Below are 9,673 nucleotides of genomic sequence, written 5' to 3'. Positions count from 1 at the left end.
GATGTCATGCGCAACGCCAATCCTGCCTTCCGGTCCGCTTCGTCACGTTCCCGAAATGACCGGTCACGTTGCCGAAATCGCCGGTCACGATCCCGAAACGGCCGGTCACGTTGGTCCGAAATACGCAGTTGGCGCAACAAGTTCGGCGGGATGGACGTAACTGACGCACGTCGGCTCAAGGAGCTGGAATCGGAAAACGATCGGCTCAAGCGCCTGATCGCCGAGCAGATGCTGGTAATCGACGGCCTGAAGGCGTTCAGCCGAAAAAAAACACCCCGAAGGGCCGGCGCGAAGCGCTGGAAATCCTGACTCGGCGGGGGCTCTCGCAACGCAAGGCATGTCGCTACCTGGGACTGAGCCGCCGAGTGGCGACCTATACGCTCAAGCAACCGGAGAAGGATCGGAGTCTAGACGCCAGCCTGCGGTCGCAGGACGTGATCTTGACGCTATCGCGACTCATGCCGCCGTATGGCAAGCCCGCGTTTGTTCGGTCGGACAACGGTGCCATTTACCGCTGCCAAGGTCATGCGTTGGCTGCGAGACGCTGCAATCGGTCCGGCCTTCATCGCGCCTGGCAGTCCACGGCAAAACGGATTCGTCGAAAGCTTCAACGGCAAACTGCGAAACGAATTGCTAAACCGCGAATGGGTCCGCAGCCGCGCCGAGGCCAAGGTGCTCATCGAACGCTGGCGGCAGTTCTATAACGAGCGCCGGCCCCACGGCGCTCATCGCTCCCCCCCCCGGCCACGGTCCGTCGAGCCTGGCTGGATTCCGATAATATCGATGCGAAACTCACTGCCTGATTGGTCACGGAATTCCGCCGCAGGTCACAGCCGTTGAGGTGGGAAAATTTAATGTCAATTGGCGATTGGGGGGGCGTGACTACTCGGGTGATGATCCGAGCTATTGGGTGGATGGCAAAGTCGACCCATGGATGACCAACGCCTTCGATATACAAAAATCATCGCAACCAAATAGAAAGAAAAAGGCACAGCCGCACGAAATCATTTTCGCATCAGCATCAATGCCTACCTTTCACACTGTTGCAATTGAAGAATCTGCTGCTGATACTCTGCGGAAACACGCTTCAATTGTGCAATTTTTTCAGTATTGAATGACCGCCCGATGTGATCGCCCTCCAACTCTGCAAGCCTCACCTCAACTGAATCCTTGTTATTTTCAATTACTTGAATCTGATTTCTTTTATTCACGAATGGCGCAATCTTCAAAGCGTATTCGTTAAGCCTTGAATTATCCGCCTTCAGATTTGCCACCTCAGCAGCACAGCTATCCGATGTCTGCTTGACATCCCTGGAACCTTGACTAAGCTGATTGAGTTGAGCCTCCAATCCCGCAGACCTCACCCTTTCATCACTCAATGCCTTCTTATATTGCTCGATTGCTTGCTCCGAAGACTGAAGTCTCACAACATTAAGATCGTTTTGCGCCAATCCCTTTGCTTGATCCCGGATTTTTGATCTCAAATCCTCATTATCCGATTTATATCTATCTATCGCGGAAGCCATCTGTACCGAATAAAACTTGTCGCACGCAGCCCATACCACCCCCGCTGTCGCAATTACCGTCGCACCTGCTGTAATCACAACAATTGCCGCCTCCTTGCTGAGAGGAATTAAATCCAGAAGATTTTTAGCCATAATATTTTCAATAACAAAATTAAAAATTACCCAGCAATTAGATAACTCACACATCCAAATCAAAGGGGTCAGAATCATCACCAGATTGCCGCTTTTCTGCATTCTTTAATGCTGCCTCGGCATAGGATTCCAACCACGATCCGGTGAAGTCGACGTTTGACTCAATCTCAAGCTTTGGCAAATCGTACTCAGCACGGGTCTTTTTTGCAAGCTTCCATGCCTCATAGCCAAAGAAGCCAAGTTGCTCATTAAAACGCGCCACAAATTCTGACGGAATGCAATTCTCAAAGCAATCGTTGAGATATGACGACATCAGGGCAACTTGACTTCCATGTATCAGAACCTTCGCTGCAATGTCGGAATCCAAATGGCGCAAACCCAGACCAGACAAATCTTTAAACCCTGGAAAATCCAGATCATGCCGACCATCCGCTTCATGAGGGCCAAGTTCTTTTGTCAGCCTCACATTCCGATTGAGCTTACCGGAACATTGAATCGCATAATCCTCAAGGTGAGAAATAACCTTGATCGCGGCAATCATTGCCTCCAGCCGTCCAACCTTACGTTCACGCCTACGCTCCTTCACCCAAGTCATTATTTGGGAAACCACTGCTGAAACAACAGTGCTCCCCAATGCAACTGTTGCCAACACCCCCAATCGATATTAGGCATTGTTTTTATCACCCGAGTTTTGCTGCAGCCTCATTGTGACGCTCACGCCTGAGGTGTTTGGATGATCAGTTGTGCGGGTGCGGCCATGGCAGGCACCTGAATCGATGCAGGTACAGCAGGTTGTGCTGTGGCTGCTCCAACGGCATCCTGAGCACGTTTGAAGGATTGCCCCAACTCACTGTTCAAAAACGTCTCAGAAGCCTTCGGAAGCGCGTCCAGATCGCCGGGTACATTGGGATCAGCCTTCATGGTGATGCTGTGCCCCTGAGGTGTGGAATACACAACCTCAAGATCACGCACCTGCTCTTTGAGCTTCCCTAAAACCCCTTTGATGAGTTCGTCGTCTTTTGGCATGTTCGGCAAGCTAAGCTGTCTTCTCTCTGCAGCAAGGATAGCCGAAGGCATCAATGCCTTCTCCTTGGCAATGATTCGATTTTTTGTATTCAGAGAGAGACGTTTCTCACGTCGCTTGCCAGCGCTGGTGAACTGGTAGCGGTAGTAGAAGATGCCGTGACGTGACTGGGCGATGCGGACAGGCAGTTTCATTGGCCCTCTTCGAGTGAAGAGGTACACCAGTGAACGGTACTGCAGCGCCGGAAAAAGAAAAAGCCCCGCAAGTCCGAGAACTTGCGGGGCTTTGTCACCGCTTTTGGCGGAGACGGAGGGATTCGAACCCTCGATCCAGGTTTTGGCCCAGATGCTCCCTTAGCAGGGGAGTGCCTTCGACCTCTCGGCCACGTCTCCCAAACTTTCGCTCGCACCAGGGAGGCAGTGCGACGAGAACAAGATAATATAGGGTTTCGAACCGCGCGTCAATTTCCGTGATGCATTTTCTTCAACGCATCACGAAAAATTCACGACGCCTGGTCGAGTTCGAATACCTTGTGCAGCGCGCGGACGGCCAGTTCCATGTATTTCTCGTCGATCAGCACCGAAATCTTGATTTCGGACGTCGAGATCATCTGGATGTTGATGCCCTCTTCCGACAGCGTGCGGAACATCTTGCTCGCGACGCCCACGTGCGAACGCATGCCGACGCCAACGACCGACACCTTCGACACCTTCGGGTCGCCCTGCACCTGCTCGGCGTTCACGTGGCCCTTCACCTGGTTGGTGAGGATGTCCATCGCCTTCTGGTAGTCGCCACGGCCGACCGTGAACGTGAAGTCGGTTTTGCCCTGGACGCTCTGGTTCTGGATGATCATGTCGACGTCGACGTTCGCATCCGCGACCGGGCCGAGGATCTGATACGCGATGCCCGGCTTGTCGGGCACGCCCATCACAGCAATGCGTGCTTCGTCGCGCTGGAACGCGATGCCGGAAATGACTGCCTTTTCCATGGTCTCGTCTTCTTCAAAAGTAATCAGGGTGCCCGAGCGCATTTCTTCGTCGAGCGCAATCAGCGGATCGGTCAGGCTCGACAGCACACGCGTCTTCACCTGGTATTTGCCGGCGAATTCGACCGAGCGGATCTGCAGGACCTTCGAGCCGAGGCTGGCCATTTCCAGCATTTCCTCGAACGTCACGCGATCGAGGCGTCGCGCCTCTTCGACGACGCGCGGATCGGTCGTGTAGACGCCATCGACGTCGGTATAAATCAGGCACTCTTCGGCATCCAGCGCAGCCGCGACCGCGACCGCCGACGTATCCGAGCCGCCACGGCCCAGCGTCGTGATGTGGCCGTCCGGATCGACGCCCTGGAAGCCCGTGATGATCACGACCTTGCCTGCATTCAGATCGGCCTTCACGCGCTCGTCATCGATCGAGTGAATGCGCGCTTTCGTGAACGCGCTGTCGGTCTTGATCGGCACTTGCCAGCCCGCGTAGCTCACGGCCTCGACGCCGATTTCCTGCAGCGCGATCGACAGCAGGCCGACGCTGACCTGCTCGCCGGTCGACGCGATCATGTCGAGCTCGCGCGGGCTCGGCTGGCTCGAAATCTCTTTCGCGAGACCGAGCAGACGGTTGGTTTCGCCGGACATCGCCGAAGGCACGACCACCATCTGGTGCCCGGCCTGATGCCATTTTGCGACGCGTTTCGCGACGTTCTTGATGCGCTCGACCGAGCCCATCGAAGTGCCGCCGTATTTGTGTACGATGAGTGCCATTGTCGTTCTGAACTGGAGGAGAAACCGCACGGGCGCGCTGGGCAGGCCGCGTAGCCGTTCGGTCACGCGGCTTGTGGCTGTGGACGGACGACGAGGGGGACGGCTGGGACGCAACACGCAAGCGTGACGGATTTTGCCCGGAAGGCCGATCAGGCCGCGCAAACCGGGTACGTCACGCGGAAAACCTGCACAAATCGCTCAAAAATCGAGCCGAGCAAACGACCGAGCGTACCCGATAGAGGCCCGCTTGACAAGCCGCTCGCCGCGTCCGAGGTCGTTCCGGCGCTGTTTACCAAATGGTGAAAATGGGCACGCCATGGCGTCGCAGGCAGCCTGCCCCCATCATGCGATCAGCAGGTCCGGACGCCACTCGATCCGGCGCCACGCACCGTCACCGGATGCCCCGCCGCCGGACACGCCGACATCGCGGTTCACGCCAAGGCGCGGCACGTAGATCAGCTGGTCGCCGGCGAACAGCAGCGGCACGTCGCGCTGCCATGCGGGCACGCCACGTTCCTGGAACAGGTTCTTCAGCGTGCGGCCCGGCCCGCCCGGCGACGTGCGCATCCGCTCGCCGCCCGCGCGGGCACGCGCTGCCAGCCGCGCGCCGCGCAGCAGCCCCTCCGGCACCGCGCCGGCGCTTCCCGCGTCGGCCGGCGCGAAGACGAACGTGCCGCGCCATCCCGGCAGGTGCCAGACTTCCTGCCCGTCCCATGCCAGCGCCGCTTCCGGGTGCGGCGTTCCGGTGCCGTCATCGGCCGGTTCGCTGCTGTCGCCCGCTTCCCAGTAGACGACATCGCGATACAGCCGCAGGCACTGCCCCGCGTGATCGACGCGCAGCGCATGGGCGACATTCGTGGCACGCAACTGCCGCATCATGTTGGCGAGCCGGGCAGCCGACGCGCCCGGCAAACCGAGCCGGCGCATCCAGAAGCGCAGCAAGTTCGCGCCACGCGTGTCGTCGAACGCGACCAGCGCGTCGCGCGACAGCGCATGCCCGTCATCGCGCGCGGCAACGGCGAAGTCGAGTTCCGCCAGGTCGTCGAGCAGTCGCTGCGCAGCGGCCGCATGCTGAGCCGCGCGGCCCAGCGCGTCGCGAAAGCCCGGGAAATGCACGGCCAGCGCCGGCAGCACGTCGATGCGCAGCGCATTGCGCGCGTAGCGCGTGTCATTGTTCGATTCGTCGTCGATCCATGCCAGGTCGTGCTGCGTCGCATAGCGCTCGAGTTGCGCACGCAACAGTCGCAGCAGCGGGCGCACGCGCTCGACGCTCACGCCGTCAGGGCGGTAACGCGGCGCCATCGCGGCAAGCCCCGCGATCCCCGCGCCGCGCAACAACTGCAGCAACACGGTCTCGGCCTGGTCGTCCGCATGCTGCGCGAGCCACAGCGCAGCCGCGCCGTGGCGTTCGCACATCTCGTCGAGCGCCGCATAGCGCCGCTCGCGCGCCGTCGCCTCGACACCGAGGCCGCTGTCGCGCGGCACGTCGACGCGCATCGATTCGAATGCGACACCGAGCCCGGCCGCGCTCGCCTCAGCATGCGCAACCCACGCGTCGGCGTTCGCACTCAGCCCGTGATGCACGTGCAACGCGACGCAGCGCGACGCGCCCGCGACGCGCACGGCCGCGTCGAGCAGCACCGTCGAGTCGAGGCCACCGCTGTAGGCGATCGCGATGCGCGCATCGAGCGGCATGCCGGAAAGCGCAACGCCGACCGCGTCGAGAACGACGCGGTCGGCGGAGAATTCGGTTGGCGGAATCACGAGAGGAGCGCGCGCGATGCGGCGCACGAATGGAAGACGCAGCCGGTCATGCGCCCGGCGTGGTTTCCTTGTACTTGCCGTAGGCCATCAGGCGCTCGAAGCGGCGCTCGCGCAGCGCATCGATGCTCATGCCCTGGAACTGGCGCAGCGAATCGGCGAGCGCGCGGCGCAGCAGCGCGGCCATGCCCTTCGGATCGCGATGCGCGCCGCCGAGCGGCTCGTTGATGATCTTGTCGATCAGGCCGAGCGCCTTCAGGCGGTGCGCGGTCAGGCCCAGCGCTTCCGCTGCCTCGGGCGCCTTCGCGGCACTCTTCCACAGGATCGACGCGCAACCTTCCGGCGAGATCACCGAGTAGGTCGAGAATTGCAGCATCATCACCGTGTCGGCCACCGCGATCGCGAGCGCGCCACCCGAACCGCCCTCGCCGATCACCGTCGTGATGATCGGCGTCTTCAGCTCGGCCATCACGTACAGGTTGCGGCCGATCGCCTCCGACTGGCCGCGCTCTTCCGCGCCGATGCCCGGGTACGCGCCCGGCGTGTCGACGAACGTGAAGATCGGCAGCCCGAACTTCTCGGCGAGTCGCATCAGGCGTTCGGCCTTGCGATAGCCTTCCGGACGCGGCATACCGAAGTTGCGCGCGGCGCGCTCCTTGGTGTCACGGCCCTTCTGGTGACCGATCACCATGCACGGATGGCCGCCGAAGCGCGCGAGACCGCCGACGATCGATACATCGTCTGCGAATGCACGGTCGCCGTGCAGCTCGTGAAAATCGGTAAACAGTTCCGCAACGTAATCGAGCGTGTACGGACGCTGCGGATGCCGCGCGATCTGCGAAACCTGCCACGGCGACAGATTCGCGTAGAGGTCTTTCGTCAGTTGCTGGCTTTTCTTCGACAGCCGCTCGATTTCTTCCGAAATATCGACAGCCGAGTCGTCCTGCACGAATCGCAACTCTTCGATCTTGGCCTCGAGTTCGGCGATCGGCTGTTCGAAATCCAGAAACGTGGTCTTCATGTGTTTGAATCCTTGGGTCTTGCGGCAGCGCGTATTCTACCCGCGCGGGCGGCACTCAAAACCGGCTCTCAACTATTGATGTTTAAAACCCGATAGCCACATCTCAGGCGGCATCGGGCGCATCGAGGCTGCGCCACATGTACCAGGTCGCGACGGTGCGCCACGGTTCCCAGTTGGCCGCAACCTCGCGCGCCTCGCTGCGCGTGACGGGTTCCCCGCTGAAGTAATTGACGCTGATCGCGCGGATCAGGCCCGGGTCGTCGAGCGGCAGGACGTCCGGCCGCGACAGGTTGAAGATCAGGAACATCTCAGCCGTCCAGCGGCTGATGCCGCGGATCTGCGTGAGTTCCGCGATCACGTCCTCGTCGTCCATCGACGTCCATTTGTCGACGTGCAGCGCGCCCGACACGAAATGCTGCGCGAGATCGAGGATGTATTCCGTCTTGCGCTTCGACAGCCCGCACGCGATCAACTTGTCCGCGCCGAGCCGGATCACCGGCTGCGGGGCGAGCTTCGGACAGGCATCCCCGATGCGTGCCCACAGCGACTGCGCGGACGGCACCGAGATCTGCTGGCCGACGACCGAGCGCGCGAGCGTGACGAACGGGTCGCCGCGCTTCACGAGATGCGCGGGACCGAACTTCGGAATCAGTTTCTTCAGGATTCGGTCGCGCTTGACGAGGTCGGCGCACGCCTTATCCCAGTATGCAGGACGCACGACCACCTCCTCGCCGCCCGCTTCGGACGCACGGGCCTTGCGGGCCGCGTCGGCGGCCGGCAGCGCAGCCGCCGGCTGCGCATGACCGTTGAGCGCGCCGTTCGGCACGGCGCGCGTCGCGTCCGTCTTCGCCGGCGGCACGCGCTTGGCTGCCGGACGCGCGGCGACCGGGGTCGCGCGCCTGACCGGCGCTTTTCTGGCCGTTGCCATCTTGCCTCCTACCTGACGGATCGGTCAGTGGAACGCACCGCGCTCATACGCGACGCCATTCGGTCGATCCGCCCGGTTTGTCTTCAAGTGCGATACCGGTCTCGAGCAGTTCCGCCCGGATCCGGTCCGCTTCGGCATAGTCCTTCGCTTGCTTCGCCGCGACTCGCGCGGCGATCTTCGCTTCGATCTCGTCGGCGGCGAGCCCGTTCGCCTGCGCGGCGCCGGACGCCTGCTGCAGGAACGCGCGCGGTTCGCGGCCCAGCAGGCCGAGCAGGCCCGCCAGCTGTTTCAGTTGCCGCGCGAGCGACGCGTCGCGCGTGCGATTCACCTCGCCCGCCAGCTCGAACAACGTGGCCACCGCGACCGGCGTGTTGAAGTCGTCGTTCATCGCGGCCGCGAAACGCTGTGCGTGCGGCTCGCTCCAGTCGAGCGCGAGCGTGTCGGCTTCGACATCCTTCAGCGCAGTGTAGAGGCGCGTGAGCGACGCGCGCGCATCGTCGAGATGCACGTCGCTGTAATTGAGCGGCGAACGGTAGTGCGTGCGCACGATGAAGAAGCGCATGACTTCCGCGTCGTAGCGCTCGAGCACTTCGCGGATCGTGAAGAAGTTGCCGAGCGATTTCGACATCTTCTCGTTGTCGACCTGCACGAAGCCGTTGTGCATCCAGTAATTGACGAATGTCTGGCCGGTCGCGCCTTCGCTCTGCGCGATCTCGTTCTCGTGGTGCGGGAATTGCAGGTCCTGCCCGCCACCGTGGATGTCGAAATGCTCGCCGAGCAGCGTGCAGCCCATCGCCGAGCACTCGATGTGCCAGCCCGGGCGACCCATCCCGTACTTCGACGCCCACGACGTGCCTTCCGGATCTTCCGGCTTCGCGCGCTTCCACAGCACGAAATCGAGCGGATCTTCCTTCGCGTCGTTCGCGGCGACGCGTTCGCCCGCGCGGAGATCGTCGAGCGACTTGCCCGACAGCTTCCCGTAGTTCGCGAACTTGCGCACCGAGTAATTGACGTCGCCGTCGGTCGCCTGATAGGCGTAGCCGTTCGTCTCGAGCGTCTCGATCATGCCGAGCATCTGCGGAATGAACTCGGTCGCGCGCGGCTCGATGTCGGGCCGCTGGATGCCGAGCGCGCTTTCATCGTCGTGCATCGCGCCGATGAACCGGTCGGTCAGCGACTTGATCGTCTCGCCGTTCTCGACCGCGCGGCGGATGATCTTGTCGTCGATGTCGGTGATGTTGCGCACATACGTGACCCGGTAACCGATCGCACGCAACCAGCGCTGGACGAGGTCGAACACGACCAGCATGCGCGCGTGGCCCACGTGACAATAGTCGTATACGGTGATTCCGCATACGTACATCCGCACTTCGCCGGACTGGCGCGGCACGAAAACTTGCTTGTCACGCGCGAGCGTGTTGTAGATGCGCAGTGATTCCATAGAGATGAACCGTGAGCCGAAGGAAACCGCCCTGGCGAAGCTCGCCCAGCATGCGAAACGGACGGACCATCTGCTGCGGCGCAA

The 9,673-nt window shown here is 61.3% G+C and carries 8 protein-coding genes, 1 tRNA gene and 1 pseudogene; 1 reads left to right on the top strand and 9 read right to left on the bottom strand.

Annotated features, from left to right (window positions below; all coding sequences use genetic code 11):
* Window positions 1–129 precede the first annotated feature (129 nt).
* Window positions 130–803, top strand: a pseudogene (locus tag QZM67_RS31035) (integrase core domain-containing protein); the annotation flags it as partial.
* A 225-nt stretch (window positions 804–1,028) separates the two neighbouring features.
* Here QZM67_RS31035 and QZM67_RS31030 read toward each other — a convergent pair.
* The 9 genes from QZM67_RS31030 to cysS all read right to left on the bottom strand — a co-directional run bounded on the left by QZM67_RS31030 (window position 1,029) and on the right by cysS (window position 9,589).
* Window positions 1,029–1,760, bottom strand: coding sequence for a hypothetical protein (locus QZM67_RS31030; RefSeq protein WP_301809120.1), 732 nt, complete (start codon window positions 1,758–1,760; stop codon window positions 1,029–1,031).
* Window positions 1,705–2,307, bottom strand: a complete 603-nt coding sequence (locus tag QZM67_RS31025) for a hypothetical protein (protein WP_301809119.1) — start codon at window positions 2,305–2,307, stop codon at window positions 1,705–1,707. Before QZM67_RS31025 ends, QZM67_RS31030 begins: the two co-directional genes overlap by 56 nt.
* A gap of 65 nt (window positions 2,308–2,372) precedes the next feature.
* On the bottom strand, window positions 2,373–2,876 hold the full coding sequence (locus QZM67_RS31020; protein ID WP_301809117.1) for a hypothetical protein: 504 nt from the start codon (window positions 2,874–2,876) through the stop codon (window positions 2,373–2,375).
* A gap of 104 nt (window positions 2,877–2,980) precedes the next feature.
* Window positions 2,981–3,074: transfer RNA gene (locus QZM67_RS31015), tRNA-Ser, on the bottom strand.
* Window positions 3,075–3,184: 110 nt separating this feature from the next.
* Complete coding sequence (locus QZM67_RS31010) at window positions 3,185–4,438, bottom strand: aspartate kinase (protein ID WP_301809115.1); 1,254 nt, start codon at window positions 4,436–4,438, stop codon at window positions 3,185–3,187.
* Between the two features lie 342 nt (window positions 4,439–4,780).
* Complete coding sequence (gene tilS / locus QZM67_RS31005) at window positions 4,781–6,202, bottom strand: tRNA lysidine(34) synthetase TilS (RefSeq protein WP_301809114.1); 1,422 nt, start codon at window positions 6,200–6,202, stop codon at window positions 4,781–4,783.
* A 46-nt stretch (window positions 6,203–6,248) separates the two neighbouring features.
* The gene (locus tag QZM67_RS31000) at window positions 6,249–7,220 is read right to left on the bottom strand and encodes an acetyl-CoA carboxylase carboxyltransferase subunit alpha (protein ID WP_043189140.1); all 972 of its coding nucleotides are present in this window, start codon (window positions 7,218–7,220) and stop codon (window positions 6,249–6,251) included.
* Window positions 7,221–7,323: 103 nt separating this feature from the next.
* Window positions 7,324–8,148, bottom strand: a complete 825-nt coding sequence (locus tag QZM67_RS30995; protein ID WP_175024135.1) for a DNA-3-methyladenine glycosylase — start codon at window positions 8,146–8,148, stop codon at window positions 7,324–7,326.
* A 43-nt stretch (window positions 8,149–8,191) separates the two neighbouring features.
* Window positions 8,192–9,589: a cysteine--tRNA ligase gene (cysS, locus tag QZM67_RS30990; RefSeq protein WP_301809113.1), complete on the bottom strand. Its 1,398-nt coding sequence runs from the start codon at window positions 9,587–9,589 to the stop codon at window positions 8,192–8,194.
* Window positions 9,590–9,673: the final 84 nt, after the last annotated feature.

The organism is Burkholderia sp. AU45251 (genome assembly GCF_030482905.1).
In the GTDB taxonomy this organism is placed as follows: domain Bacteria; phylum Pseudomonadota; class Gammaproteobacteria; order Burkholderiales; family Burkholderiaceae; genus Burkholderia; species Burkholderia aenigmatica.
The sequence above is the reverse complement of the archived record's forward strand: the minus strand, read 5'-3'. Positions and strand labels throughout refer to the sequence as shown.